We start from the raw sequence: 26,511 nt of genomic DNA, 5'->3' as shown, positions 1-26,511 counted from the left end.
CAAAGACGAACCATTGCGAGATAGTCTTGCAACTCATTTGAGTAACCTGCAATGGCAAGGCATTATCTCTAGCTGGTACGATCGCCAACTTACTGCCGGAACGGAGTGGGATGACAAGATTAAGACTGAGCTTGAATCTGCTGATATTATTCTATTACTGATTAGCCCAGACTTTATCGCCTCCAAATACTGCCGTGATATTGAAATTCCAATGGCGTTACAGCAGCATGAGTCAAAAAAGGCGTATGTTGTTCCAGTCATTCTGCGCCCATTTGACTGGTTTGAAGCACCTTTTGCCAAACTACAAGCGTTTCCTAAAGATGCCAAAGCTGTAACGACTTGGGTAAACCAGGATGAAGCCTTTGTGAGCGTCACACAAGGCATCCGCACAGCAGCGAAGCTAATGCTAGACTACCGCAAGCAGCAAGCAGAGCAGAAAAAGGTCATTGAAACACAATATCTGCAAAAGGTTGAAGAGGCTCTTTCTGACGGCGTGATTTCGATTGTGGAACGAGACACGTTAGACGAACTTCGAGAATCGCTGGGTTTAACGCCAGAAGAGGCAAAGGAAATCGAAACTCGTGCGTATGAGCCTTACAGCAGAGTTCTGGAAAACCTGAATAAATATAAGCAAACACTCAACAGATTAATTGAGAAGGGTTATTATCCTTTCAGTGAGGAGATTGAGAAGGATCTGGAAAATCGTCAGAGAGATTTGGGGCTAAAGCCTGAAGATGTCGCTCGAATTTCAAAGCCAATTCTTGACCAAGCTGAGTTAGATTATCAAGCTAAAAGAAACCAGCTTGAAGTCGAGCAACTAGAGTCGCTAGAGCAGCGTCGGCAGCAAGATGAGTACGAAGCTAAATTACAGCGTTATAGAGAAGAATTTTCCAGAGCCGTTCAAGTAGAATATCCACTCAGTCAGCCTGTTGTAGAGGGGTTGAGAAACTTTCAGCAGCAATTGGGACTTAAGAATGAAGATTTTGCCAAAATTGAGCAGTCGATTCGTGAACCAGCAGAGGTAAAGTATCAAGAAAAACTGAAGGAGTACGAAGCCAAATTACAGCGTTATAGGCAGGAATTTTCCAGAGTCGTTGAAGTAGAATATCCACTCAGTCAGCCTGTTGTAGAGGGGTTGAGAAACTTTCAGCAGCAATTGGGACTTAAGAATGAAGATTTTGCCAAAATTGAGCGCTCAATTCGTGAACCAGCAGAGGCAAGGTATCAGGAAAAACTGAAGCAGCAAGTAGAAGAGGAGCGGCAACGACAAATAAAACTTGAGCAGCAACGTAAGCAAGCTGAAGCAAAACATAAAGCTCAAACACAAGCAGGAACTAGTCAAGCCTCCAGCCCTCAAAACAGCGCAGGTAATAAATTGCGGCGTTTTGAATTTGATGTCATTACTGTTGATAAACAAGGAGAAGAAAAAAGCCGCACTAGGAAGGCAGCAGAGTTTTTCTCTGAAGACTTGGGTAATCGAGTGTTTCTAGAGATGGTTAAGATTCCATCGGGAACCTTCCAGATGGGTTCACTACAGGGCCAGGGAGAGGAGAATGAGAAGCCTAAACATACTGTTAATATGCCAGCTTTTTTGATGGGAAAATATCCTGTTACTCAAGCACAATGGCGGAGGGTTGCCGCTCTGCCCCAAGTAGAGATCGCACTCAAAGCCGAACCTTCAAATTTCAAGGGAGATAGCCGCCCAGTGGAAAAAGTTTCTTGGGATGAGGCTGTGGAATTTTGTCGGCGCTTGTCTGTTGTGACGGAGCATTCATACCGCTTGCCTAGCGAAGCCGAATGGGAATATGCCTGTCGAGCCGGAACAACGACTGAATTCTATTTTGGTGAGACTATCACACTAAAACTGGCTCGGTGTCAAGCTCATCTTGGTATGGTTTTTGTCACTGCGTTTCTGTCTAGTGGAGAAACTTCTTTTGTGGGCAGCTACTTGCCCAATGCTTTCGGTTTGTACGATATGCATGGCAATGTTTATGAGTGGTGTGTCGATCACTGGCATGGCAACTATGCAAGTGCGCCCACTGATGGCACAGCTTGGATAGTGAATGGAAATAGTGAAAAACGGGTAGTTCGGGGCGGTTCCTGGGACCTTTTTCCGGCGGGCTGTCGCGCTGCCAACCGCGCCTATGGCTCTCCCGTCTCCCGCAGCAGCAATATCGGTTTTCGGGTTGTGTGTTCGGTTTTTCCAGGACTCTTTTAGCCCTTTACTCTCTTGCTCTTTTGCCCTCTACTCTTTATTTCTTTACCCTTCTTTCGCGCGAAGCGCGGTCAAAAATTTTTTATATTTCTTCCATTCGCTATCAATAAATATTGCAAATATTGCGCGATTCCTCCCAAGGGTAACTAACTCCTACAATAGTTTATTGGGACAGGCATCGGTAAACGGGGCGGTTCCTGGAACAATAATCCGGCGAACTGTCGCGCTGCCAACCGCAACTATAACTCTCCCGCCTACCGCAACAACAATATCGGTTTTCAGGTTGTGTGTTCGGTTTTTCCAGCACTCTTCTACTGTCAGAACTGGACAATGGGAATTGTTCGGGCGTACCCAGAAGAGTCCAGACCTGTTCCGGCGACAGAGATAACTTTGTCCGAAAATAAAACTAGGTCGGATAGCTTGGTAGGCGCAAATTGTTAGCCTAAAATAGAAAAATTAGAGGCGTGAACCTCAGATATGATTTAGACATGGAGTTTGAGTGGGATGAGTCAAAAGCAACAGCTAATCTAACAAAGCATGGTGTCAGCTTTGAAGAAGCTAAGACCGTCTTTGATAATGTACTGGCAGTTATTTTTGATAATGAAGCTCACTCAGTGGGTGAGAAGCGAGAGATTATTATTGGGCACTCCCAAAACAATCGCTTGCTATTAATTTCTTTCACCGAACGTTCTAATGCCATTCGCATTATCAGTGCCCGTTTAGCCACTCGAAGGGAGCGTGAAGATTATGAACAAAACGCCTTTTGAGGAGTCACACAATTCCGATGACGAGCTTCTAACTGACTACCACTTTGATTATAAGAAGGCGAAGCCCAACCGCTTTACTGCTCAAAGTAGAAGAAAGCAACTGCTAAAAGTTGTGGTTCTAGATGAAGATTTAGCTCAAGTTTTTACAACACCAGAATCGGTCAATAAAGTGCTCAGGGCACTAATTGAGTCAATGCCACAAACAACAGACGGCGACACAGCCTAACAACCCCAATGCAGCCGATGGATGAAAGCCGCTAGTGCTGAGTTTAACCCCTGATCAGGAACGTTACCCTGAAGAAAGCAAGCTACAGATTGGTCTAAATTGCTGTCTGAAACTGTTTTCTCTACAAGACGCTGCACGTAGCAAGATCCCTGTAAGGGTAAAATTTTGAAGATTTATTTTGACTTTTAAATTTAAAAAATGTCCCGTTCTGGATACACACTTCCCGTCTTTGCGTGCGCTGCTGCTGTTGCAGCTTTACACTGGTTACACGATCGCAAACCCCTAACTCTAGCATCTGTAGATTTGATTGAACCGGCTCAAATCGCCGAAATCCCTATTGAACAGGTAGCAGGACTATCTGAGAATACAGCTTTAGCAATTACCCGCAGCGATCCCGGTGATAATCTCGATTTGACTAGGGATACACCGATTTGGGTATTAGTAGAATGGCGAGAACAGGGGGAGACTGTAATTATAAAAGGTGGGGAAGGGATTGGCAGACAGATGAATGCTGGTGACAAACCTGCTATTTATGATTATGCTCAAAGACTTTTAAAAGAAAACTTGCAACGAATGCTAGCACCAGGGGAAAAAATCACGGTGACGATTATTCTACCTGAAGGGCGATCGCTAGCTGTTCGGACTTCAAATTCTGCTTTTGGTGTGGTGGAAGGACTTTCGCTTTTAGGCATAACCGGCATTTCTCAACCTTTGAGTACACCAGATCAGCTTGCAGTTTTTCGGGCAGAATTACAAAATAAAGCCAGTCGTTTTGAGAGTTTAGTATTCTGTATCGGCGAGAATGGCCTAGATTTAGCGCGTAAACTAGGGATTAATCCCGAACAATTGGTCAAAACTGCTAACTGGCTCGGCCCAATGTTAGTAGAAGCTGATGTACTAGGCGTGAAAGAAATCTTATTATTTGGCTATCACGGTAAGCTGATGAAGCTGGCTGGAGGGATTTTTCACACCCATCACTACTTGGCTGATGGACGGCGAGAAATTTTGGCCGCGCACTGTGCGATCGCAGGTTTAAAATCACCAGATATCCAAGCTGTATTTAATAGTGCTACCGCCGAAGCAGCACTAATATATCTAAAATCGCTAGATGCTTCAACCGGCAGTGATTGGGTAAATCAAGTTTACAGTGCGATCGCAGAAACTATCGATGTTCGTTCTCAAGAATACATTCAAAGCCATAGCGAAAGGGGCACAGCAGTTACAGTCTGTGGCTCAATTCTCTTTGATCGCGATCGCAAAATTATCGTGAAGAGTAAAACTGCTGGTCTGTTAATGGGAAAATTATGTTAATTTATTATGAATAATCGTAAACAATCCAAATAAATAATTTTTTAAGTAACCACTCTAGGGTAAGTTTATCGTTTTCATATCATCTCTAGCTCCGGGACTAGACAAACGCACATAACCTCGCGTTTGTCTAGGGATTCTATACCATTATCAGCCTAAGCAGGCTGAATAATAGCATCACCATAGACCATAAAGCATCTATCCTTAACAGACATAACACTTCCATCATGAATACAGTGGTGACTCTACCGACAGAACAAGCGCCCCAAACATTGGAAAATGTTGGGCGACTTGATCGCCAATTAATTATAATTCTGGACTTCGGCTCTCAATATTCTGAATTGATTGCCCGTCGCATCCGCGAGACTCAAGTATACTCTGAAGTTTTATCCTATCGCACTACTTCTGAACAATTGCGCCAACTCAATCCCAAGGGAATTATCCTCTCTGGTGGGCCGAGTTCGGTTTATGGTGACAACGCTCCCCATTGTGACCCAGAAATCTGGAATTTGGGAATACCCGTCTTGGGTGTTTGCTATGGGATGCAGCTAATGGTAAACCAACTCGGTGGTGAAGTGGCAAAGGCTGACCGAGGTGAGTACGGCAAAGCATCATTATATATTGACGATCCCACAGATTTGCTCACTAACGTCGAAGATGGCACTACCATGTGGATGAGTCATGGAGACTCAGTTACCCAAATGCCATCAGGGTTTGAATTGCTGGCACATACAGAAAATACCCCCTGTGCTGCCATTGCTGACCACGAAAGGAAACTTTACGGGGTTCAATTTCATCCAGAGGTGGTGCATTCTCTTGGTGGCATAGCATTAATTCGTAATTTTGTCTACCATATCTGCGATTGCGAACCCACTTGGACAACTGCGGCTTTTGTTGAAGAGGCAATTCGAGAAATTCGCACCAGAGTTGGCGAGAAGCGAGTGCTTTTGGCACTATCTGGGGGAGTTGATTCTTCTACCCTGGCGTTCTTGCTGTATAAAGCCATTGGCGAGCAACTAACTTGTGTGTTTATCGATCAAGGCTTTATGCGGAAGTATGAGCCAGAGCGATTGGTAAAGCTGTTCCAAGAGCAATTTCACATTCCTGTAGAGTATGTGAATGCGCGCGATCGCTTTTTAGCTAAAGTTGCTGGTGTTACAGATCCTGAAGAAAAACGCCGCCGCATCGGACACGAATTTATCAATGTATTTGAGGAAACCTCCAAGCGCCTTGGTCATTTTGACTATCTAGCTCAAGGCACTCTTTATCCAGATGTCATCGAATCTGCTGACACCAATGTTGATCCCCAAACTGGTGAGCGGGTAGCGGTGAAAATTAAAAGCCATCACAATGTTGGCGGTTTGCCCAAAGACCTAAGATTTAAATTGGTGGAACCACTGCGGAAATTATTTAAAGATGAAGTCCGCAAAGTTGGGCGTTCCATTGGTTTACCAGAAGAAATTGTCCAACGACAACCTTTTCCTGGGCCTGGTTTGGCAATTCGCATTTTGGGAGAAGTTACATCTGAGCGGTTAAATATTTTGCGCGATGCTGATTTGATTGTGCGACAAGAAATTAACCAACGCGGTATGTATCATGATTTCTGGCAAGCGTTTGCTGTATTGCTGCCAATCCGTAGTGTTGGCGTTATGGGTGATCAACGTACTTATGCTTATCCCATCGTCTTGCGAATTGTTACCAGTGAAGATGGCATGACTGCTGATTGGGCGAGAGTGCCTTACGATGTCCTGGAAGTGATTTCTACGCGGATTGTCAATGAGGTAAAAGGGGTGAATCGTGTGGTTTATGACATCACCTCTAAGCCGCCTGGAACCATTGAGTGGGAGTAATTAAGTTTTGAGTTGAGTTAACTAAAAAGCTCATCACTCTTTCCGATTATTCATGTTCTTTGCAGTAATTTAGATTCACATATTTTAAATGGCAATGCCGAGCTGACTCGTTTTGAGTTTTGGCATTGTCTATTTTTTTGGCTATAGCTTTGGTAAGCTACTCTACATTTAACTTAAATAGTTATGGCGGACAAGATGCATACCCTAAAAGAGCTTGATTTAATTAATACAATTTAGATGTAAAAAATGCCATGCTTGCTAAATTGAAAAGTCCCAGCAAAATCGCAAGTTTTTTGTAATAAAATAGGCAGCGATTATCCAAATAATTTTGTAAAACAATTATTTGTAAAAATGAATTTAAACACAAATATAATTTTATCCAGTCAAGAATTATAAATTCCAGCGAATAATTAACCATCAATTAGATGGTGGCTAGACAAATTGAATTATTGTCTAGAAAAATAGGCGCGATCGCAGTAAAATTACCAAGGGTGTGGTAAAAGACAAAAAACCAGCAGCTCATTAGAAATAACTTTCATTTGATAAACATTTATGGAGATGTTATGGAACCTCCTCTCCCCCTTGCTGGCTTAAACATCCTTGTAGTTGATGATGATGACGATAGCCGCTTTTACATTACTACCGTTTTAGAAGCTGATGGAGGCACCGTTATGGCAGTTCCATCGGCGGCGGTAGCATTGAAAGTACTACCTGAGTTGCAGCCAGATGTCTTAATTTGTGATATTGCTATGCCTGGTGAAGATGGCTACACCCTTATTCGCAAGATCCGGGCGCTGAAGCCTGATATTTGGGAAAAACTCCCTGCGATCGCTTTAACTGCTTATGGTGATAGCGAGTATCGTAGCCGTGCGCTGGAAGCAGGCTTTCAGACTCATGTGCCTAAACCAGTCGATCCAGGAGAACTAGTTGCGATCGTTGCTGATTTGGTTGCTTCTTATAAGAATTAACGCAAAGATGCAGTCATTTGTGGGTCATTAAATGAATAGGGCTTGATTTGGAATTGCTGAAACTACTTTGCTCCAGTTTCAAAGCTAATTTGCTCAGACTTATATGCTGGTGGCTCTACGTGAATTAAAATCCTGACTGGACGGAACCTTTCTTCTAATCGGCTTTCTACTTCTTCGGTGATGTGGTGAGCGGTTTCTACGTCTGGTGCATCTACTATTAAATGCATTTCAATAAATACCTGACGACCAAGAACACCGCGAGAAGCAATATCATGACAGTTAATTACACCTGGAACAGAAGTAGCGATCGCATGAATTGCTTCTGGTGCGATCGCCATTTGATCCACAAGCCAAGGCAAATTTTCTTTTAAAACTGACCAGCCACTCCAAAATACCAACAAGGCGACAGGAAAAGCTAACACCAAATCCATCCATTGATAACCTAGCCAAACTCCGATCAAGCCGCCAATTACAGAGATTGTCACCCAAATATCGCTCATGGTATGTGTCGCGTCAGCTATGAGGATTGAGCTACCTACCCGCCTACCCACAGAACGTTCGTAAAACGCCACAAAAATATTCACGCCCAGCACAATTAGTAATAACCACAACTCCGGTGGCGATATTCTCACAGGTTCACCACCACCTTTGAGAATTCGTTCAATTGCTCCTTGCAGAATTTCAAAACAGGCTATTCCTAAAAATGAGGCTATTCCTAAAGCCCCCACAGCTTCAAACTTGCTGTGTCCATAGGGATGTTCGCGATCGGGTTGTGGAGAAGAAAATTTACTTGCAATTAATCCTAAAACGTTGTTGGCGCTATCTGTCACACTATGCAAGGCATCAGCTAGCAAACTCAACGAACCTGTCCAGTAACCCACAAGTGCTTTCAATCCCATTACAAACAGGTTGAGCAGTAGGGTAATAATTAAAACCTTTCGCACTTCGGCGCGGTTATCGTAAAGCATAGATAATTTATCACATCAAGTTCTATGACTTCTAATGTAGAACTCAAAACATAAATAAACACAAATCAAATGTATCAAAGTCTTACGCAGTAAGAATTAAGTCTCTCTATAGACTCTATTTTTTATACTATTCTGTTGAGATTATTTATAATTAACAGCAGCTACAAGCTTTATAGCTATTAGTAATTGCCTTTATAAATAACAGCATATTTTTAGCATTAATTCCAGAAATATTTTAATTAATTTTGTTATTTCTACATCTAGTTACTCCAAACAAAATTGTATCCAGAGATACTATGACGACCATCAGTGGTGTGTATTTACTTAGGATAACTGATGAGTGAATGAGTTTCATTTGCTACTTTGCAAGGATAAAGAAGCCTGCGCTTCATTCAAAAAATGGTCAAAATTTGAGCAGCAAAATCGAAAAATATTTACAGGTTTTGGAATAATTAGTAAACCTAGAGGTAAAATTTCGCGTTCCCCTCGCTAAAAATAAATTAACAAGCCAGAGTGATGAGTGAAAATTTAATCCTCTTACGAGTTTGAGTAAGAACTTGAGCCATATAATTCCAAAGGTCAATTTTCCTCAGACGGCAAGTTTCAATCACGAATATTATGAGTACCAAAAAACTTACAGGTAAGGTGGCATTGGTAACAGGCGGCTCACGCGGTCTGGGAGCAGCGATCGCCAAACGTCTCGCAAAGGATGGTGCAGCAGTCGCCCTCACCTACACTAGCTCGCCGCAAAAAGCCGACGAGGTGGTGCTTGCCATCGAAACGGCAGGTGGTCAAGCCAAGGCTCTTCGCGCCGACAGTGCCAATGTCGAAGCCGTAAAAAATGCTGTTGCCGATACAGTGAAAGCCTTTGGTCGTCTTGACATCCTTGTGAACAATGCGGGGGTCGCCACTTTAGCCCCAATCGATCAATTCTCAATGGATGATTTTGATCGGCTGATTGCGGTTAACATCAAGGGTGTCTTTGTTGCAACTCAGGAGGCTGTCCGCCACATGGGTGAGGGCGGACGGATCGTTATGATTGGCAGCGTCAACAGTGACATAATGCCTTTTGCTGGCGGCTCCGTTTACGCTTTAACCAAGGGTGCGATTGCAAGCTTCACACGCGGTCTTGCCCGCGATCTCGGTCCTCGTGGCATCACGGTGAACAATATTCAACCCGGCCCGATAGACACTGACATGAATCCGGCGGAAGGGCCCTTTGCCGACACTATGAAAAGTATGATTGCCCTCCAACGGTATGGTCGAACAGAAGAAGTCGCCGAGATGGTTTCCTATCTCGCCAGTGCAGAAGCTGGTTTCATTACCGGTGCAAGCCTGAAGATTGATGGTGGCTTTTCAGCCTGATAAAGCAGAACCAAGAAAAATCCGATCGTGTAAATCTGTCTGGCGACAATATCAGCGCTGGGGTGCATCCTCAAAAAATTGGGCTTCGCCGCCGTCGATCTCGGCGGCTTCGTCTCTTCTTCCGGTAAGATTAGTACTTATCAATAAGCTTTAATAAAAACTTATGTCTTCAATTCCTCTAACATTGAACCTAATTGAAGGTTCTGTCTCCTTCAGTTTTTCACCCCAAGCAGCACGAGAATTAAAGACAGCGACAGATCAACTGATGGAGCGCCTGAAAGCTATCGCCGCTAAACCCACTCCTGGCGGTGGTAAAGTCACTCCCCAGCCTCCAATGGAATATCGTTATACGGGTGAAGTATTTTTAGAAATTTTCTGTAATCCTAATATCTGGCCAACGCCTTTCGCAGCCAAAGTTTTGCTCACTGTCCGCAACGTCAACATCCGCTTGACTACTGAAGCTGAACTTACCCGTATTATTGAAGACATTAATCAATATTTAGAGCAGGTCGGATAATCGTTTATATAATTTTTCTCTGCTTTTAGAGATTTTTTAACAAATAATCCTATACAAATTTGGGATTTTGCGAAAATTGAGCCAGTTACTTGCGGAGGCTTCCTCTATTGTCGCAACTGGTGTTGGTTAGCCCGACTGAGCAAACTTTTCCAGACGGATTCTACCTTTGAACAGCAAGCGATCGCTTCCCTAAAGTAAGCGATGCTGTCAATTGCGAGTCAAAAGTGAAGTTCCTACACTTCTATCGGATCAATGTAGGAGCTTCACTGAATTTACATATTAAACTCAAGCTGTAGCACCAGATATATAGAAAAAATAGTTCTGATGCTTTCTTTAACTTGAAAACTTATATAAATTAAGACTCCAATGCTTCTGTGTTAATGAAAAACGCAAGATTTTGTATGGGGCAATGCTCATTAAAAACCAGAGATTATCCCCCAAATTGGGCGTAGGATCGTTGACTGTGACATCCACACATCGAAAATTAACCCCCAACCCCAAACCCGAAATCAAACATTGATTTAGTCGTTGTCCCACTGTTCACGACCAATTAGGTCGCCAATGCGATCGCGCAACAAAAAGTCACATTTCTCTAATTCACATTCAACGCAAACCCACTCTCTCGCTGGAATGTATTGGCAAAGGGTATATATTGGCTGTTGTCGGCTAATCATTCCCTTTTGCACCAGTCGACGTGCTTCGTCTTGGATCAAATCGAGAGAGTAGTAATTGATAGAAGGCACCGTATTCACACTCATGGTTTTTACTCACAAATTAACACTTACGATAGTGTTCCCGTTAATAATTAGGAACAAACATTACAGAAATTAGACTTGTGGCTAGTATTTTGTAGTTTGCTATACGGAACTATTTTTATTTTGACGCTAGATATCCTGAAATTATCTCAAGAAATGTTAAGAAAGTCAACGAATCCTGACATTTATCAAAAATCTGCTTTACAAAAAAAATTCCGAGTAGTTAACTTAACCTGCTATGGCGGTTGTATGGTTTTTATGCAACAAGTCTGAAAGTATTGCCATTACTGTATTTAGGCAAGATTCGCTGGGTGGTAAGAATTCATATTGCAATCGCTTACATATCAAATAATCACCTTAAAGCCGGATCTAGAACTGCTGGTATTTATCTAAGGGTAAACAACACAAGAATATTTGTCAGATACTACGGTATAAACTGTTGCAAAACATAACGGCTAAAGTACACTACGAAGGCTTTTACCCTATCATCTGTTAACAATTTCTTAAGTAAAATTGCAATTGCTTAGTTATTTTCAGCACTAATATTACACAGTTTTCTTTTGATCAACATCTGTAGAAGGGTGGAGTAAAGGCAGGAGGAGCAAATCAGTTGGGGATTCAACCCCTAAGATTTGAAGCCACCGTTGCGTTCGCTTCCCACAGGGTACAGCCAAAACCATAATTTTCACTTAGCGGAAATTCATGTAAACGCATACTCCTAGGTCGAAGTAAGCTATGCAAAGCATCTCTAGAGAAGCGGCTACTCTACGAATTCTCCAACGGAGTACCCGCAGAGTATTGCCCCTACCGCGTGTAGTTTTGCGTAAGTCCTAGTAGAGTAAAGACGAAAGCCAAGGCAAACATCAAGCGTATAGATGCAACTACCGATCGCTGAAGTTGGTTATGGTTACATTAAAACAGACGCGATCTAGTCACGTCTGTAAACTGTTTGGCGGATTTGCTGAGATTAATTGTTCTGAAGTTACATTGTTATTTAAGTTACTTATTCACTAAATGATTCATCATCTTCATCTGTGCTGTCTTCTACTGCTAACAGGTTTTCTGGCGGACGATCGTGATTGAGTTGGCTTAGTAGTGCCAATACCTTGTTACCGCGTTCTATGGAACGATCTTCGAGAAAGATGACCTCTGGTGTACGACGTAGCCGTACCCGCGCCCCAAGTTCACTGCGGACGTAACCTGTGGCTGACTTTAAGCCTGCCATTGTTTCTACCTTAGCTTCATCTGTACCATAGATACTGACGTAGATTTTGGCGTGTTGGAGATCGCCAGAAACATCAACATCAGTCACACTTACCATTCCTGTACCCACACGGTCATCCTTAATGCCGTTGAGCAGCATTTGGCTAACTTCCCGTTTGATCAATTCTGCAACGCGGGAAACCCGGCGATTTGTAGCCATAAAAATTTCGCCTCCTGACAGAGGTTGTACGACAAAAATAGATGCAATTTGGGTAGACAGTACTTAGCGAAAGCAACGCCAAGAGCAACCGTCTGTAGGGCATAGCCCCGATATAGCGCTAGTCTAGATTGCACTCAAGCCCAGCATTGCCCGTAGGGTGAAAGTAAGAAAGACTAGGCTGCTCACAAATAAACCTAAGAGGGCGATTAAGGTAACAGGGCGCTTCAACAGTGGCACTAATGGCGCAAAGGTGTTCAAAAACAGCCCTAAGACGATAGTAATTAAGTACCGGGGGTAGCGAAAGACGTTATCCCAAAATCCGTCAAACATCTGAATCTAAACTGCCTTGTTATATACTTACGTTTGTTTTGATATGCTTTATCAACTCAATTGTAATCTATGCAGCCGGAAAATTAGCCAGCTAATATAAAATATGCCTCGTCGGTTATATTGGCTTTATTTAGTCACGATTATTTTCAGTTAAATCGCAAGTAAATGGTAATTCAAATCCCCAAGGAAACTAGCCCGCGTCCATTTTTGAAGTGGGCAGGGGGTAAAAGTAGGTTGATACAGCAATATATTCCTTATTTTCCCAAAAGTTATAAAAATTACTATGAACCATTTTTAGGTGGTGGTGCTGTTTTTTTCTATCTCCAACCAAAAACAGCAACTTTAACTGATATTAACGCCGAATTAATTAACACTTATTGTTGTGTTAGAGATCGTGTTGAAGAATTAATTTCTCTATTGAAAGAGCATAAAATTCGACATAATAAAGATTATTATTATAGTGTCAGAAACAACTCTGGTGGCACTGATCTAGAAAAAGCAGCTCGTCTAATTTATCTGAATAAGACTTGTTTTAATGGTCTTTATCGAGTCAATTCACAGGGAAAATTCAATGTGCCTTTAGGCAGATATGAAAATCCCAATATTTGCTCTGAGGTTTTACTACAAGCTGCATCAGAAGCGCTTTCTCATGCAGAAATTAAACAAGCAGATTTTACAGAAGTCCTAAATCATGCAACTAGCAGTGATGACTTTGTATTTTTTGACCCACCCTATCATCCTATAAGTGATACTAGCTATTTCACCGCTTATAGTCAAAATTGTTTTAGTAAAAAAGACCAAGAACTTTTAAGAGATACTTGTGCAGAGTTGGCAAGTCGTGGTGTTAAAGTTATGGTCTGTAATTCTGATAGCGAATTTATTAGTAATATTTATACAGATATCAATTTTGAAACCTACAAAATCAAAGCAGCCCGATCAATTAACTCCAATATAAAAAATAGAGGCATGATTGACGAACTATTAATTACATCTTTTAAAGATTTTTATTTGCCCAAGCAATAAATCTGTCTAAGCTATAAACTGCTAATAAATTATGGTTATCATTAACTCTTGCTTTTAGCCATTTGCTGGCACCTTCTCGCATACCTTCCCCGCCTAAAATGACGATAGTTGGTGCAGGGTAATAGTTCTGGATGTTCATGTTCAAGTAAGGAAACTTTTCATCGACAGAACCGGGGCTTTCTTGCCATTTGCACTCGAAAATTAAACCAGATGGCATTGCAGGTGAGCCAACAACATAAAAATCAACCTTCAAATCGGTATGATAAATCCCAGTTCCAATATAAACTTCTTTTCCATAGCGCTTTGGTAATAAAGCAGCATTTAGTATAAATTCTTTTGGAACATAGTTCCCTACTTGGAAATAATTATGTCCATTTAAGATTGCTTCAACATTTCCTTCTAAAATATTCCCCGACTTATTTGCCCGTCCGCCTTGAGTCAGAGCCATCCTAAATCCCTCTGCCAAAAGTCCTACTAATTATAGGATTTCACAGAAGTAGTAAAAAAGGGTCAGTTTCTTAATATGAATTTTTGATTATGACGTAAACAAGGTTGGATTAATGGGTAAAAAATCGGAAATTATTGGTATTTTTGTACTAAAGAAATACAAATGTATTAATAATTTGGATGAGGTACAAGTTAGTAATTCAGATAAGAGTTATTTGTGGAAGATCGTGGCGAATTGAAGGTGAAATTTAAACGCATAGGGGCGCAGAGGGAAGCGCAGAGGCACGCAAAGAATTCACTACGAATTAATGAGATTTTGTACTTAGTGTATAAGCTAAATTCGCGCTCCTCGTCCCAGTCATAAGCTTAGATAATGTTTTTTGGTTATTTCACCTTAGCTTCAACCTGTTTGTGCTTCAGTATGACCGTTGCGGATAGACCATGCTAGTTCTAATAGTTGAGTCCAGCGCTTTTGTAACTGTTTGGGGGTGCATTTGATGGTTTTAGCGATCGCTTGGTCAGTTTGCCTTGCAGTTTTTAACTGTAATATTTGCTGTTGTTGTTCTGTGAGTTGATTCACAAAGATTTCCCACTGTTGGGAAGATAAACCCAACTTTTGCTCTAAACCCGCGCCTAACCATTGATGTACCAATTGCCAGTGATGTTGTTTGGCAAACTTTTCTACGTGGTATTTAAAGCGTTGTTGGAGATAATCGCGCTGACGGCTGGTTAAACCGAGAATTTGGTCAATTTCTGGGGCTGAGAGGTCTTGAAGTTTCAGGCTGAGGTAGTTCATACAGTCAGATTGACCTTGAGACTCCAGGTATTTCATCAATTCAGTGATGACGCGATCGCGTTCTGACTCTTCAGATGGATCGAAATTAGTTTGGGCAATCATCTGCGATCGCAACTGTTGCACCGCCGAGTTACGCTGGTAAGATTCTGCTTCTTCACCTTTAGCAGACTCCACCGCCATTTCAATATCCACGGTAGTTTCTTGCGGCTGACGACGAGCAAAACCTTGGGCCCGCAAGATAATTAATTGCTGATTTGCACCACCAGGTAAATTGATGCGACGTTTGGCGTACTGTTCTGTAAACGCCATATATTCAGCTAATTGCAGCTGAGTACGCGGTGTGTGATCGTCAGGTAGTTCGTTTTCTCTGCGGAAAGCTTTGATAGCTTCGATATAAAATGCTTGTAAAAAATCTTCAATTAGGCTGTAACGAGCATCAAAGCCCAACTCTGAGCCAGATAAAGTTACATGGCGGTAAACCATAGCACCCAAATTACTATGTAATTCCACCCGCCCTTGTTTGGAACCTAGTTGGTAGTAACGTAAGCACTTTTGCATCCGATGCCTTCCCAGCGTAATCTGCCAGGATTTGATTTGCCCAGATGTTTGGATACGCGAGCTTTTATCGCAAATGCGTTCTACTTCTACGGCTATGCGGTTTGCTAAAGCTTCTACGCATCTGGGTGCTGCTTTCACTTGTGCTTGCATTTCTTGACACAGCAATTCAATCAAGGTTTCGCTGCTGTCTGAAAATTCTTCGGTCGAAAGGTGGTTTTCAAAAATGGGTGTAGAGTTTGGTAGATTGATGACGTTAGCTTTCATGACTTTTCCAGGGAGTAGTATTGCACCGTAATTACAACGCAGACACAGCAATTAAGGCCGGCCAAGGCTTGTGAATCTTTGGGCATTTATCAATTAAGACTTGCCCCATATAATGCTCACATCTAAAGCTCATATATAAAACTGTAGGAAATACGAGAGAGTTACAGTTATGCCAATGTGTCGGTTTTTTCACAAGCCACCACATTGACGCGAGTACATGAGTACCCACCATTTTCTCAAAGTTGTCAAATCCCTTGCTGTACCTACTATTACCACCATCCTGTTATTGCATCTGTGCCCGTCGTAGACATCACGTTTAAATATGACAATTTAAAAACTGGAGTTGCTTTTATCACAATTTCCGAAACGGAGAGGTGTGCGTGTGAAGTCTCATTCTTATACCCATGCTGCTGCTGCTTCCCAACCTAAACCCCTCCGTATAATTGCTGCTTCGTCTCCGGTCATATCTAAGATGGTAGAGACTTCATAAGTAGGTTCTTCACCAGTGTCTACAATTATGTCTACCAACTTGTCCAAACGGTCAAATAGCTCTACCCGCGACTGAACAATTTCTGGATCTATCCGAATCATGCCGTTATCTGCTTCATCTGGTGGCAGATGTGCTGAAGTTGAAATAATCGGATTGCCCAAAGCTGCCAGCAACTCCAAACACACAGTATGGTTTGGTACTCTAATTCCAGTACTTTTCCGCTTGGGGCTTTGCACCAATCGCGGTACTAATTTAGTTGCTGGGAGCAAAAACGTGTATGGCCCTGGAATCAAGCGTTTCATAATCCGATAGGCTGTGTCACTTACGAAGGCATAAGTTGCCACATTTGAAAGCGAGGGACATAAAAATGTCAGTGGTTTATCATTTGCTAGCTGTTTAATTTGCCGCACTCGTTCTACCGCCGACTTAGCATTCAAATCACAACCAATCGCATAAACTGTATCAGTAGGGTAAAGCATGACTGCGCCACTAGAAAGCGCCGACTTTATTTCCTCTATTCGGCGAACTTGAGGATTATCCGGATGAACTGAGAAAATTTTAGCCATAGAGGGATTGGGGACTAGGGACTGGGGATAGGAAAGAATGACTAATGACTAATGACTAATGATTAATGACTAATTTATTATGAATAAAATTGCTTATCTTCAATGTCCGACAGGAATTTCTGGTGATATGTGCCTGGGTGCTTTGGTAAGTTTGGGTGTTCCTGTGGAGTATTTAATTGAAAAGCTCAATGGATTGGGAATTGAACAGGAATATCAGTTAAGAGCAGAACTTGTCCAACGGAATGGTCAGCAGGCGACTAAAGTTCATGTGGATTTAGTACACGATCGCCATCACCATGACCACCATGACCACGAACACAATCACCATCACACACGCCACTTGCCAGAAATAGAACAGATGATTCTCAAAGCGGGGTTGCCATCACGGGCAGAAGCTTGGAGTTTGGCAGTATTCCGACAGCTAGCAGTCGCAGAAGGAGCGGTGCATGGGATTTCCCCTGAAAAAGTTCATTTTCATGAAGTGGGTGCGATAGATGCGATCATAGATATTGTGGGTACTTGCCTGGGGCTAGATTGGTTGGGGATTGAGAGTAATGACGAAGGATGGCCCCTGCTTTACTGCTCGGCGTTTCCCACTGGTGGCGGTACTGTTCGGGCTGCACATGGTCAAATGGCAGTACCAGTACCAGCAGTATTAAAACTTTGGGAAATGCGGGGTTGTCCAGTTTATAGCAATGGCATTGATAGAGAACTGGTGACACCCACAGGAGCTGCGATCGCTACTACTTTGGTAAGAGATTTTGGTTCACCACCCGCGATCGCTATCAAGCAGGTAGGATTGGGAGCAGGAACCATAAATTTACCAATTCCCAATATTTTACGCCTCTGGCTGGGCGAAAGCGCAAGTTTACAGTCAAATTTCAGCAATTGTGAAGATACTAGCTCAAATTTAGAAACTATCTCGGTACTAGAAACCCAAATTGATGATTTAAATCCGCAAGCGATCGGCTATGTTTTTGAGGCTTTGTTTGCTGCTGGTGCAGTGGATGTTTTTACCCAAGCGATCGGTATGAAAAAGTCCCGTCCAGGGATTTTGCTGACTGTAATTTGTCATCCAGAAAATTTACTCAGTTGTGAATCGGTTATATTCCGTGAAACTACAACTTTGGGTATTCGGCGAACAACTCAGCAACGCGCCATTTTACAACGGGAAATTCAACAAGTGGAAATTGAATATGGCAAAGTACGTGTCAAGGTAGCATGGAATGGACAATCACCAGAGAAAGTTATTGCCAATGTGCAGCCAGAATATGAAGATTGTGCAGAATTAGCCAGAAAACATAATATCCCCTGGCGCGAAATTCAACGGTTGGCGCTACAAAATTGGTATTTGGTCAATAACTAAATCTCCTAGTTCTAGCCCTTTCAAGGTGACTTGTAAAATCTCTTTTCTTCTCTCTGCGCTCTCTGTGTCTCTGCGGTTTAAAAGTAATTTATCTACCACAGAGACGCAGAGAACACAGAGAAAAGAGGTTAAAAAGGAATTGGTTGACCAATATTTTTACCCACCTTAAAAGGGCTAATCTCCTCGTTCTTATACTGCCTAGATTGGTGACAACTTAAAGCGATCACTAAAATGTCAAGTGGGGTGTGGAGCAATACTTTTCGGTTAAACCCAATAATCTCTCTTTTGGTCTGGGGAAAGGTTAAAGGGTAATGGGGAAAGGGAAATTCAAACCCTTTCCCCCTTAACCGAAAAGTATTGGGGTGTGGAGATAAGTCCAAAGTCTCTTGTAGTTGAGATTTGGGTTGATATTTAACAAGTCCCAAATCTCGATTTTTGGGAGAAGCAAGCTAGCAAGAGCATCTCATAGAGAGCGTCATTACGAATTACCTCAATCCTCGCAATACCGATCCTAATGTAGCGATTCCCTCAACAATCTTCTGTGTTGGCTGAAAGCTAAAAGCTAACCTGATGGCATCATCCCCTTGTCCATTGGCGTAGCAGCGAGTCCCTGGCAGAAAACTGATGCCATGTTCACTGGCAGCCATCAGAAGTGCTTTAGCGCTGATATCTGGTGGCAATTTACACCAAACGAAGAAGCCGCCATCGGGACGCAGAGCAACTACATCACTGGGAAACTCTTGAGCGATCGCTTCTAATAACAAATTGCACTTATGTTTATAGCAGGCAATAAGCTCTTGAATGTGATTCTCTAGTTTCCCTGTAGCACAATAGCGAGCGACCACATGGCTGACAAATGGCCCCACAGGCCCCTCACTTTTGAACATCGCCAGCCGCTCAATAATCGCTGGATCGCCGCAAGCCCATCCCAACCTGATACCGGGCGCAATAATTTTCGAGAAGGTACTCACATATAATACCCACCCTTCTTGGTCGAGAGTTGCCAAGGTGGGCATAGTTTCTCCTCGAAAGCGCAAATCGCTATAAGCATCGTCTTCCACGATTAGAACGCCATACTCAGCCGCTAATGCTACCAGTTTTTGGCGGCGAAATAACGGCATAGTAGCACCTGTGGGATTATGAAAGGTGGGAATAGTATAAATAAATCGGGGTCGGATACCCTGTTTCTTTAAATCGTTCAATGTTACTTCTAGTGCATCTACATCCATTCCTAACTCATCCACAGGAATGGTAATTATGCGTGCGCCAGCGTGGACAAATCTGGTAACTACTCCCAAGAAGGTTGGCCCTTCCACAATTACTACATCACCAGGTTCCACAAACACATCTGGTAGCAAGCCGAGAATTTGACCAGAACCGTAGCCAATGATTAGGCGATCGCGATCGGCGGCAATTCCCTTCGCCTGCAAGCGGAGGATAATTTGCTCATACAGTTGAGCAGAAGGTGGGCCGTAATTGAGAGCGATCGGAGCCTCTTCTGCCAGCACAACGGCGCTTGCAGCAGCCAAGTCAGTGTGAGGAAAGAGAATTGGATCGGCTAGACCGTAGGCAAAGCTGACGGTGACGATTTTGCTTAACTCTGTACCGTAAGTTGGTGGTGCAAGGTTCTTTGCGCGTTCGGCGAACAAATCAGTAATTCGGTAAGCAGGGGTTGTAGAAACCATAAGTAGTTAAAAATTGGAAGTCAGAGTACAGAACACACAAGAAGGTAATTGGCGAAAACCGAGATTGGAAGCTTCCTCTGATCTCAACTTTTAACGAGAGTGGGGGTCTGAAACTTTCGTTAGTCGCCCAGCATTCATGGTGGATTGTGGCTGCTGACGGATGTATTCTTTCTTATAACATCATGACAACTATCGTGAATCTTGACTGATAGAACGGAATTACTACAGTGAAATTATTTAACCTCAAGTGGAAGCAGCTAATTTTAAGCTTAGGCTGTCTGCTACTGATTATTGCCTGTAAAAATTTCTATCCTACTAATAACTCAGATGCTATACCTCTTAGAGTGGCGACAGATCCCACCTTTGTCCCTTTTGAAATCCAAAAGGCTAACGGGGACTTGGAAGGTTTTGATATTGATTTGATGAATGCAATCGCTAAAGTAGCAGGTTTTGCAGTCAAGTTTGAAAGTCTACCTTTTGATGGCATGATCTCGACTTTGCAAGCTAAAAGAGTTGATGCGGCAATTAGCGGAATCACCATTACCGCCGAACGCCTGAAAACAATTGCTTTTTCACGACCTTATTTTAAAGCCGGACTAGCGATCGCTGTCCGTGAAGACAACCAAAATATCAGAGACTTCAACAGTCTCAAAGGTAAAAAAATCGCTGTACAAATTGGTTCCACTGGGGCAGATTTTGCCAAAACCATCCCCAATGCCAAAATTAGTACTTTTAATTCTGGGCCAGAATTTTTCCAAGACTTGCTCAATGGCAACGTTGACGCTGTGGTTAGCGATGCTTTTGCAACTTTGTACGCCATTAAAAATGGCAACCTCAAAGGCATCAGAGTTGTTGCCGATTTGCTCACTGAAGAATACTACGGGATTGCTACACCTAAAGACTCTCCCCATTTAGATGCAATAAACAAAGGTATAGAGACTTTGTTATCCAATGGAACTTACAAGCAAATTTATCAAAAATGGTTTAACGCTGAACCCCCTCAATTGCCAAACTCTTGACAATTGGGAATTGGGCATTGGGAATTGGATATAGTTATTTTCCTTGTCCCCCTTGTCCCCCTTGTCCCTCTTATCTCCCTTATCCTCCTTGTCCCACTCATCTCTAATAGAATGGTCCCAGTCCCTAGAATCAGGAGTGGGCTGCTATTTGCTACATTAACTACAACTTATCTGTAGATGCCGTTGTTAAAGCGATCGTCTCCTTCGTTGAAGGCAGGCTCTAATTCTGTCACGGTAAACTTATCCAAGTTGGCTTGCAGGGTTGCTTTTTGGCGATCGCTCAATCCTGGAAGATCCAATACATCCTCTACATTTTTGTAGGGAGCATTTGTGATGATTTTCTTAGCCAGGGTGGGATAAAGCCCTGGAAACTGTTGAAAAGCTCGGACGTTGGTATTATTCAAATCAATTTTTTTACCAAATTCCGTTCCTAGCTTCTTATCTGCCCGATTCTGCCGCTCAATTGCCAGAATTGGCACTTGAGGAAAAGCAAAACTGTTGAAACTAGCAGCTTGGGCTATCTGAGTTGTTCCCAACCATCCCCAGCAACCAAGTAACAAACTAAACACTGTTAATAAACGCGCCAATCCTTTCACGATTTTCTACCTCTTTCCATCAAACAGAAATAAAAGTTTTAAGCTAACAGTGGTCATTAGTCATTAGTCATTAGCCATTAGTCATACCCTGCGGGAAGCCGCTATTGCGTCTACGTGAGAGCGCCAAGGACAAAGGACAAAAGACAAAACTTGATAGCTTAATTAACACAGCAGTCATCAGAAACTAATATACAGCGTATTAATATCCACAATATTTACCGTTACTGGGTTTGACTGGGGTTTTAGCAAAAATTTTTCTCGCGATCGGAGTATCTCTAGAGCTGTAATAGCTTTCTATCAATGATCCCGGTAGCATTCCCAAGGAGACGAAATCTTTTCGGGGTCGCTGATTTTAGCTTCCTAGTAGATACGAAGCCGTCTAATGTCTAATACCGAATAACCTAGCAAGAAGACTTGAGGCTGATGGATTATTATGTAATATTTCTTAACTAATTAATTATCTACAGCATCATTCTTGATGTGCCATAGACTGACTGGAAAAAGTTTTGCTAAGAGAAGCCTAGAAGATCATTGCAATCTTTTGAATCCTGCTTTCTTCACGCTGCGATCGCAGCTAACAAAAATAGGCTGTCTACTAAAATTGTGCTTAAAACTGCGCCACCAAAGGCATACCACTGTCTTTGCTTTCCACCTAAAGCTAAAACCCCCACTGTTAATAGCACTAAGGCGAGAGTTATTGCCCAAGTTTGTCCCCAAGGTGTTTGTACTTGCATCAGGGCATTTTGTAAGATTTGTGGTGCTAAATCTGCATCCACTCTCATAATTTGCCTCCAATAAGGCATCAAGTCGGCTAGATAAAAATATACGTCTGTTAAAATTGTACCGAGTAAAGATCCTAAATAAAACCAGCTACCAACTTTGCCCCAACTCTTCGCTAGACACCAACAAGCAAACGGTAAGCCTATAGATTCTACTGGTAGATGCCATACAGGTTCCCAACGTAACCAGCCCCAATAAATCGCTCCTGCTAACCAACTCCAGCTAAATCCTAAGAGCAAATCGCCCCAGACATAAGTTGCAGGACGTGACATTAAGGTAAAACTTAGCCACACCCAAAATGCTGTCAGCGCTAAACTGAGAGTTGGCAGCGATCGCACTATTGGCGCTTCAACAAATACTGGCACTGATACCAAAAACACCGCCGCCGCAAACACTAACCAATTTTGTCGGGCAGAAATAGATAAGGGCAAAGAGGGAGAAAAGGAGAGTGCAGATTCCAATTGCCTGATGCCATTCTGCCCAGTATCAGCCAAATCCAACTCAGTATCAATAGAAGGTGTAGAAGCAGTGTAGGAGGACAGTGTATTATTAATCAAAGTTTTTAATATTTGTTACTAAACTTTATCTTATTTAAGATATCACATTTTAAAATCCCCCCCTGGGGCATTGTAATTATACAGACATTTCCCGGAGTGTGGGGCAAGGGGGTAGGGAGAGACAAGAAAAAAAATTTTACTTTGTCAACTTTGTCCTGCTTGTGGGCAAAAGCCTTCTTGTTCCAAATATACCGAGGATTGAAGTACCCCTTATGCGTGGTTTTTCTGCCCTTCCCACTGCCCCCCTGCCTCTTGTGAACGGCATCAGTCCATTAAATATTAAAGTTTGATGAACTGGCAAAATTTCGTTGACTTATTCAGGTGGGTGTAAGAACATGGTCAGCGTCTTAGATGATGTTATTGATCGGTAAAATCGAATTTTCTATAAGATATTAGGTGCAGTAGAGAGTATATAAAGCAACATCATCATCTAGACAATGTTCATAATCATGTCTAGAACAGGAAAAAGGTATTAATTGCTATGGAGTTTATTCAAGCTTTTATTTTGGGTATTGTTCAAGGTATTACAGAGTTTTTACCTATTAGCAGTACTGCACATCTCCTGATTTTTACCAAAGTATTTGGTTGGAAAGAACTAGGTTCTAAAGATTTTGTTGATGCCATTCAATTTGGCAGTGTTATCGCAATTGTGGGGTATTTCTGGTCGCTGATTTCTAGTATTATCAAAGGTGGAATCGAAGCATTCAAAGAGAAAGATTGGCAACGTGAGGAGTGGAAAATTCTGGTCGGTATTGTAGTCGGAACATTGCCTGCCTTAATTTTCGGCTTTCTTTTGAAAGACATTCTACCAGAGAGTGCATTAATTATTGCCATCATGTCAATCATCATGGCACTATTACTAGCTTTGGCAGAAAAAATTGGTACTCGCAAGCGAGGTTTTGATTCACTGCAAATTCGGGATGGTATTTTAGTTGGATTCGGACAAACACTTGCTTTAATTCCCGGCGTTTCTCGTTCTGGCTCGACGTTGACAACTGCCTTATTTTTAGGATTAGAACGCGATACAGCAGCGAAATTCTCATTTTTATTAGGATTTCCAACTCTTACCATTGCTACACTGTATAAAAGTTTGAAAATCTTCAAATTATTTCAAGCCCACGAGTTGCCAGATAACATTGTGGGATTGTTAATTGTAGGGATTATTTCAACCTTTATTTTTTCCTACCTATCAATTGCATTTTTGATCAAGTACTTGCAAACCAAGAATACTTTGGTTTTTGTTTGGTATAGATTAGCATTCGGTAGCGCCATTTTAGCTGCGATCGCAGCAGGTTGGAAAGGATAATTAAATAATAGTCATTTGTCATTAGTCATTGGTCATTAGTCATTAGTCCAAAGTAAATGACTAATGCCCAATTCCCAATTCCCAATTCCCAATGCCCCATGCCCAATGCCCCATGAATATTAATCCCGCCCGAATTACCAAGGTTCTACCAGACTCAATAGCCGCAGAGATTGGCTTTGAGGCTGGGGATGCGATCGTTGCAATCAATGGTACACGTCCCCGCGATTTAATTGATTATCAGTTTTTGTGTGCTGATGAAGTTTTAGAACTAGAAGTTTTAGATGCTACTGGTAAAACTCATACCCTGGAAATCGAAAAAGATTACGATCAAGACTTGGGGCTAGAATTTGAAACTGCCCTATTTGATGGCTTAATTCAGTGCAATAATCGCTGTCCATTTTGCTTTATAGATCAACAGCCACCAGGTAAACGCACCAGTTTGTACTTAAAAGACGACGATTATCGTCTGAGCTTTTTGTACGGTTCTTATCTTACCCTGACCAATTTGCCAGAAAGAGAATGGCAGCGAATTGAGCAAATGCGCTTGTCTCCGTTGTATGTTTCTGTTCATGCGACAGAAGCTGATGTGAGAATTAGGCTGCTAAAAAATCAGCGTGCGGGACAAATCTTGCAACAACTGAAGTGGTTTCAAAAAAGGCGACTACAAATTCATGCTCAAGTTGTTGTTTGTCCTGGTATAAATGATGGCAAACATCTGGAACAAACTCTCAAAGATTTAACTTCTTTTCATACTGGTGAAGTCCCGGCGGTGGCATCAGTGGCAGTTGTGCCAGTTGGGTTGACACGGTTTCGCCCTCCAGAAGATGAACTTATCCCTGTAACTAGAGAAAAAGCTCAAGAAGTGATTTCTCAAGTGCAAATGCTCTCACGACAATTTCGCCAACAATTTGGTTCTAGCGTTGTTTGGTTAGCCGATGAGTGGTTTTTGATTGCAGGTGAAGAATTACCCAGTGAGTCTGAATATGAAGAATACCCCCAAATTGATAACGGAGTTGGTTCGATTCAACTATTTATCAAGCAATTTGCCACCGTTGCAGCAGAATTACTCCCGCCAAAAGTATATCCTCAAAGAAAATTGACCTGGGTAGTGGGCAACGCCGTAGAAAAAGCATTTCAACCAATTTTGAAACGCTTAAATTGTGTTGAAGGTTTAGAGGTCAATATGCGGGCTTTATGTAGTGATTATTGGGGACAAACTATCAGTGTAACCGGATTACTAACTGGTCATGATTTACTTTTAAATTTAGAAGAGCAAGATTTAGGTGATGGGATTTTGCTACCCAATGTCATGTTAAAAAATGGGGAATTAGTGTTTTTAGATGATATGAGTATCGAGGAATTAGCTGGCAGACTAAATACAAAAATTTTCCCACTAGCAGGAGTTGAAGATTTAATCAAAACATGCATTTCCAATTTTGTTCAGGTTTAGTTATCAAAGATCAGTTGTTTTTCGGAGGTAATTTATTGTTATGCTGGATGATAAATAAGAAGTAATGCCTAACAAATAATCCACTGAGGAGCCAGTAGTGAAGAATCGGGAAGAGTTTCATGAAAAGGCAAATTCTCACATAAAGAAAGCCGGATTCTTCATTTTAAGTTTTAACTTTTTAATTTTAAATAGTTTTAATATTTTGCCAGTCACGGCAGCGACTGAAGAACCTGTATTGAGCGTAGTGCATAGCCAAGAAAATGCGAATCAGTGGACAGGGATAACTGACCGCTTGCAGACAATCGGGGTGAAATATTGTGTAATTCCCTTAACAGATGTCAAGAGTGGTGCAGATTGGGGCGATCGCCGAGTATTATTTTTGCCAAACGTCGAGACATTAACGCCAACCCAAGCGATCGCTCTTGAAGAATGGATGAGTAAGGGAGGGCGTTTGATTGCTAGCGGCCCCATAGGTAGTTTGTCATCGCCAGGAGTACGGCAGTTATTGCGATCGCTCTTGGGAGGTTATTGGGGATTCAGCCTTAGTGAAATAGAACAGATCAAGCCCACAAAAACCAAGATCCCAGAATGGGCAAATCAAACCGAACTCTTTGGAAAAATCCGCGGCGGTGTTGTGATTCCTAATGATATGGGCACTGAATCTCCTGCTGTTTGGAATTCCAAAGATAATCCAGCGGCAGTAGTGACAACTGAGCGTACCACCTTTTTGGGCTGGCGCTGGGGAACAGATACAGCCTCAGCCGCCGAGTTAGATAATGCCTGGTTAAAAGCTTCTATCAATCATTATTTGACAGCCCTAGCGCCATCGAATCGGATGAAAAAAATAGCAGGAGGTTCCCCAAACTGCTCTACAACAGTAGCAGCTGCACCAAGGGGGCAGGGGGCAGGGGAGCAG

The 26,511-nt window shown here is 42.3% G+C and carries 23 protein-coding genes and 1 pseudogene; 14 read left to right on the top strand and 10 right to left on the bottom strand.

The genetic code is table 11. The features are described 5' to 3' along the window. Positions 1-13: 13 nt before the first annotated feature. From G1O98_RS14670 to G1O98_RS14645, 6 genes are all read left to right on the top strand, one after another. Complete coding sequence (locus tag G1O98_RS14670; protein WP_163929471.1) at positions 14-2,218, top strand: SUMF1/EgtB/PvdO family nonheme iron enzyme; 2,205 nt, start codon at positions 14-16, stop codon at positions 2,216-2,218. 485 nt (positions 2,219-2,703) lie between these two features. Beyond that, on the top strand, positions 2,704-2,982 hold the full coding sequence (locus G1O98_RS14665; protein WP_163929487.1) for a BrnT family toxin: 279 nt from the start codon (positions 2,704-2,706) through the stop codon (positions 2,980-2,982). Further along, complete coding sequence (locus tag G1O98_RS14660) at positions 2,963-3,208, top strand: hypothetical protein (protein WP_163929470.1); 246 nt, start codon at positions 2,963-2,965, stop codon at positions 3,206-3,208. The genes G1O98_RS14665 and G1O98_RS14660 overlap by 20 nt, the downstream gene beginning before the upstream one ends. A gap of 198 nt (positions 3,209-3,406) precedes the next feature. Continuing rightward, a complete protein-coding gene (gene cbiD, locus G1O98_RS14655; protein ID WP_163929469.1) occupies positions 3,407-4,519 on the top strand; it encodes a cobalt-precorrin-5B (C(1))-methyltransferase CbiD in 1,113 nt (370 codons plus the stop codon). 224 nt (positions 4,520-4,743) lie between these two features. Further along, complete coding sequence (gene guaA, locus G1O98_RS14650) at positions 4,744-6,366, top strand: glutamine-hydrolyzing GMP synthase (protein WP_114082045.1); 1,623 nt, start codon at positions 4,744-4,746, stop codon at positions 6,364-6,366. A 563-nt stretch (positions 6,367-6,929) separates the two neighbouring features. Then, on the top strand, positions 6,930-7,334 hold the full coding sequence (locus tag G1O98_RS14645; protein ID WP_012407485.1) for a response regulator: 405 nt from the start codon (positions 6,930-6,932) through the stop codon (positions 7,332-7,334). Positions 7,335-7,396: 62 nt separating this feature from the next. Here the strand turns inward: G1O98_RS14645 and G1O98_RS14640 are convergent, their stop codons facing one another. Further along, positions 7,397-8,302 carry a cation diffusion facilitator family transporter gene (locus tag G1O98_RS14640; RefSeq protein WP_163929468.1) on the bottom strand — a complete coding sequence of 302 codons (906 nt, stop codon included), beginning with the start codon at positions 8,300-8,302 and terminating at the stop codon, positions 7,397-7,399. A 618-nt stretch (positions 8,303-8,920) separates the two neighbouring features. On the opposite strand from G1O98_RS14640, the gene G1O98_RS14635 reads away from it, so the two are divergent. Beyond that, entirely contained in the window at positions 8,921-9,667 is a 747-nt protein-coding gene (locus G1O98_RS14635; RefSeq protein WP_163929467.1) for a 3-oxoacyl-ACP reductase family protein, read from the top strand. A 163-nt stretch (positions 9,668-9,830) separates the two neighbouring features. Next, positions 9,831-10,184: a hypothetical protein gene (locus G1O98_RS14630; RefSeq protein ID WP_163929466.1), complete on the top strand. Its 354-nt coding sequence runs from the start codon at positions 9,831-9,833 to the stop codon at positions 10,182-10,184. A 521-nt stretch (positions 10,185-10,705) separates the two neighbouring features. On the opposite strand, the gene G1O98_RS14625 is transcribed toward G1O98_RS14630, so the two are convergent. The 3 genes from G1O98_RS14625 to G1O98_RS14615 all read right to left on the bottom strand — a co-directional run bounded on the left by G1O98_RS14625 (position 10,706) and on the right by G1O98_RS14615 (position 12,692). Next, on the bottom strand, positions 10,706-10,942 hold the full coding sequence (locus G1O98_RS14625; RefSeq protein ID WP_012407481.1) for a DUF4327 family protein: 237 nt from the start codon (positions 10,940-10,942) through the stop codon (positions 10,706-10,708). A 1,000-nt stretch (positions 10,943-11,942) separates the two neighbouring features. Further along, complete coding sequence (rbfA, locus tag G1O98_RS14620; protein WP_114082051.1) at positions 11,943-12,362, bottom strand: 30S ribosome-binding factor RbfA; 420 nt, start codon at positions 12,360-12,362, stop codon at positions 11,943-11,945. A gap of 123 nt (positions 12,363-12,485) precedes the next feature. Then, positions 12,486-12,692 (bottom strand): DUF751 family protein, encoded by a 207-nt coding sequence (locus tag G1O98_RS14615; protein WP_012407479.1) that lies wholly within the window; start codon positions 12,690-12,692, stop codon positions 12,486-12,488. Between the two features lie 165 nt (positions 12,693-12,857). Between G1O98_RS14615 and G1O98_RS14610 the strand changes: the two genes are divergently transcribed. Further along, positions 12,858-13,715 (top strand): DNA adenine methylase, encoded by an 858-nt coding sequence (locus G1O98_RS14610; protein ID WP_163929465.1) that lies wholly within the window; start codon positions 12,858-12,860, stop codon positions 13,713-13,715. Here the strand turns inward: G1O98_RS14610 and G1O98_RS14605 are convergent. The 3 genes from G1O98_RS14605 to G1O98_RS14595 all read right to left on the bottom strand — a co-directional run bounded on the left by G1O98_RS14605 (position 13,687) and on the right by G1O98_RS14595 (position 16,836). Then, entirely contained in the window at positions 13,687-14,163 is a 477-nt protein-coding gene (locus tag G1O98_RS14605; RefSeq protein ID WP_163929464.1) for a PD-(D/E)XK nuclease superfamily protein, read from the bottom strand. The two genes, G1O98_RS14610 and G1O98_RS14605, sit on opposite strands and share 29 nt — an antisense overlap. A 399-nt stretch (positions 14,164-14,562) precedes the next feature. Further along, complete coding sequence (locus tag G1O98_RS14600) at positions 14,563-15,780, bottom strand: HetZ-related protein (protein WP_163929463.1); 1,218 nt, start codon at positions 15,778-15,780, stop codon at positions 14,563-14,565. A gap of 396 nt (positions 15,781-16,176) precedes the next feature. Beyond that, positions 16,177-16,836: an L-threonylcarbamoyladenylate synthase gene (locus tag G1O98_RS14595; protein ID WP_163929462.1), complete on the bottom strand. Its 660-nt coding sequence runs from the start codon at positions 16,834-16,836 to the stop codon at positions 16,177-16,179. 79 nt (positions 16,837-16,915) lie between these two features. Here G1O98_RS14595 and larC point away from each other — a divergent pair, with 79 nt between their 5' ends. Beyond that, complete coding sequence (larC, locus tag G1O98_RS14590; RefSeq protein ID WP_163929461.1) at positions 16,916-18,202, top strand: nickel pincer cofactor biosynthesis protein LarC; 1,287 nt, start codon at positions 16,916-16,918, stop codon at positions 18,200-18,202. A gap of 485 nt (positions 18,203-18,687) precedes the next feature. Here the strand turns inward: larC and G1O98_RS14585 are convergent, their stop codons facing one another. Next, positions 18,688-19,887 (bottom strand): PLP-dependent aminotransferase family protein, encoded by a 1,200-nt coding sequence (locus tag G1O98_RS14585; protein WP_163929460.1) that lies wholly within the window; start codon positions 19,885-19,887, stop codon positions 18,688-18,690. Between the two features lie 227 nt (positions 19,888-20,114). Here G1O98_RS14585 and G1O98_RS14580 point away from each other — a divergent pair, with 227 nt between their 5' ends. Continuing rightward, positions 20,115-20,906, top strand: a complete 792-nt coding sequence (locus tag G1O98_RS14580; RefSeq protein ID WP_163929459.1) for a basic amino acid ABC transporter substrate-binding protein — start codon at positions 20,115-20,117, stop codon at positions 20,904-20,906. 167 nt (positions 20,907-21,073) lie between these two features. Here G1O98_RS14580 and psbU read toward each other — a convergent pair whose 3' ends face one another. Further along, positions 21,074-21,502: a photosystem II complex extrinsic protein PsbU gene (gene psbU / locus G1O98_RS14575; RefSeq protein ID WP_012410836.1), complete on the bottom strand. Its 429-nt coding sequence runs from the start codon at positions 21,500-21,502 to the stop codon at positions 21,074-21,076. Positions 21,503-22,059: 557 nt separating this feature from the next. Further along, positions 22,060-22,839: a DUF3120 domain-containing protein gene (locus G1O98_RS14570; RefSeq protein WP_175586678.1), complete on the bottom strand. Its 780-nt coding sequence runs from the start codon at positions 22,837-22,839 to the stop codon at positions 22,060-22,062. A gap of 481 nt (positions 22,840-23,320) precedes the next feature. On the opposite strand from G1O98_RS14570, the gene G1O98_RS14565 reads away from it, so the two are divergent. The 3 genes and pseudogenes from G1O98_RS14565 to G1O98_RS14555 all read left to right on the top strand — a co-directional run. Next, positions 23,321-24,145, top strand: a complete 825-nt coding sequence (locus G1O98_RS14565; RefSeq protein WP_163929458.1) for an undecaprenyl-diphosphate phosphatase — start codon at positions 23,321-23,323, stop codon at positions 24,143-24,145. Between the two features lie 112 nt (positions 24,146-24,257). Then, the gene (locus G1O98_RS14560; protein WP_163929485.1) at positions 24,258-25,595 is read left to right on the top strand and encodes a TIGR03279 family radical SAM protein; all 1,338 of its coding nucleotides are present in this window, start codon (positions 24,258-24,260) and stop codon (positions 25,593-25,595) included. Between the two features lie 97 nt (positions 25,596-25,692). Continuing rightward, a pseudogene (locus G1O98_RS14555) lies at positions 25,693-26,511 on the top strand (glycoside hydrolase family 10 protein); the annotation flags it as partial.

Origin of the sequence: Nostoc sp. UIC 10630 (genome assembly GCF_010747425.1) — a bacterium.
Classification (GTDB): domain Bacteria; phylum Cyanobacteriota; class Cyanobacteriia; order Cyanobacteriales; family Nostocaceae; genus Nostoc.
The sequence above is the reverse complement of the archived record's forward strand: the minus strand, read 5'-3'. Positions and strand labels throughout refer to the sequence as shown.

Excerpts from the sequence above, each read along its gene's own strand:
- G1O98_RS14610 (WP_163929465.1), top strand. The coding sequence starts at position 12,858 with ATGGTAATTCAAATCCCCAAGGAAACTAGCCCGCGTCCATTTTTGAAG.
- G1O98_RS14605 (WP_163929464.1), bottom strand. The coding sequence starts at position 14,163 with ATGGCTCTGACTCAAGGCGGACGGGCAAATAAGTCGGGGAATATTTTA.
- G1O98_RS14645 (WP_012407485.1), top strand. The coding sequence starts at position 6,930 with ATGGAACCTCCTCTCCCCCTTGCTGGCTTAAACATCCTTGTAGTTGAT.
- G1O98_RS14660 (WP_163929470.1), top strand. The coding sequence starts at position 2,963 with ATGAACAAAACGCCTTTTGAGGAGTCACACAATTCCGATGACGAGCTT.
- larC (WP_163929461.1), top strand. The coding sequence starts at position 16,916 with ATGAATAAAATTGCTTATCTTCAATGTCCGACAGGAATTTCTGGTGAT.
- G1O98_RS14595 (WP_163929462.1), bottom strand. The coding sequence starts at position 16,836 with ATGGCTAAAATTTTCTCAGTTCATCCGGATAATCCTCAAGTTCGCCGA.
- G1O98_RS14565 (WP_163929458.1), top strand. The coding sequence starts at position 23,321 with ATGGAGTTTATTCAAGCTTTTATTTTGGGTATTGTTCAAGGTATTACA.
- G1O98_RS14615 (WP_012407479.1), bottom strand. The coding sequence starts at position 12,692 with ATGTTTGACGGATTTTGGGATAACGTCTTTCGCTACCCCCGGTACTTA.
- guaA (WP_114082045.1), top strand. The coding sequence starts at position 4,744 with ATGAATACAGTGGTGACTCTACCGACAGAACAAGCGCCCCAAACATTG.
- G1O98_RS14585 (WP_163929460.1), bottom strand. The coding sequence starts at position 19,887 with ATGGTTTCTACAACCCCTGCTTACCGAATTACTGATTTGTTCGCCGAA.
- rbfA (WP_114082051.1), bottom strand. The coding sequence starts at position 12,362 with ATGGCTACAAATCGCCGGGTTTCCCGCGTTGCAGAATTGATCAAACGG.
- G1O98_RS14665 (WP_163929487.1), top strand. The coding sequence starts at position 2,704 with ATGGAGTTTGAGTGGGATGAGTCAAAAGCAACAGCTAATCTAACAAAG.
- G1O98_RS14630 (WP_163929466.1), top strand. The coding sequence starts at position 9,831 with ATGTCTTCAATTCCTCTAACATTGAACCTAATTGAAGGTTCTGTCTCC.
- G1O98_RS14560 (WP_163929485.1), top strand. The coding sequence starts at position 24,258 with ATGAATATTAATCCCGCCCGAATTACCAAGGTTCTACCAGACTCAATA.
- G1O98_RS14625 (WP_012407481.1), bottom strand. The coding sequence starts at position 10,942 with ATGAGTGTGAATACGGTGCCTTCTATCAATTACTACTCTCTCGATTTG.
- cbiD (WP_163929469.1), top strand. The coding sequence starts at position 3,407 with ATGTCCCGTTCTGGATACACACTTCCCGTCTTTGCGTGCGCTGCTGCT.
- G1O98_RS14635 (WP_163929467.1), top strand. The coding sequence starts at position 8,921 with ATGAGTACCAAAAAACTTACAGGTAAGGTGGCATTGGTAACAGGCGGC.
- G1O98_RS14600 (WP_163929463.1), bottom strand. The coding sequence starts at position 15,780 with ATGAAAGCTAACGTCATCAATCTACCAAACTCTACACCCATTTTTGAA.
- G1O98_RS14640 (WP_163929468.1), bottom strand. The coding sequence starts at position 8,302 with ATGCTTTACGATAACCGCGCCGAAGTGCGAAAGGTTTTAATTATTACC.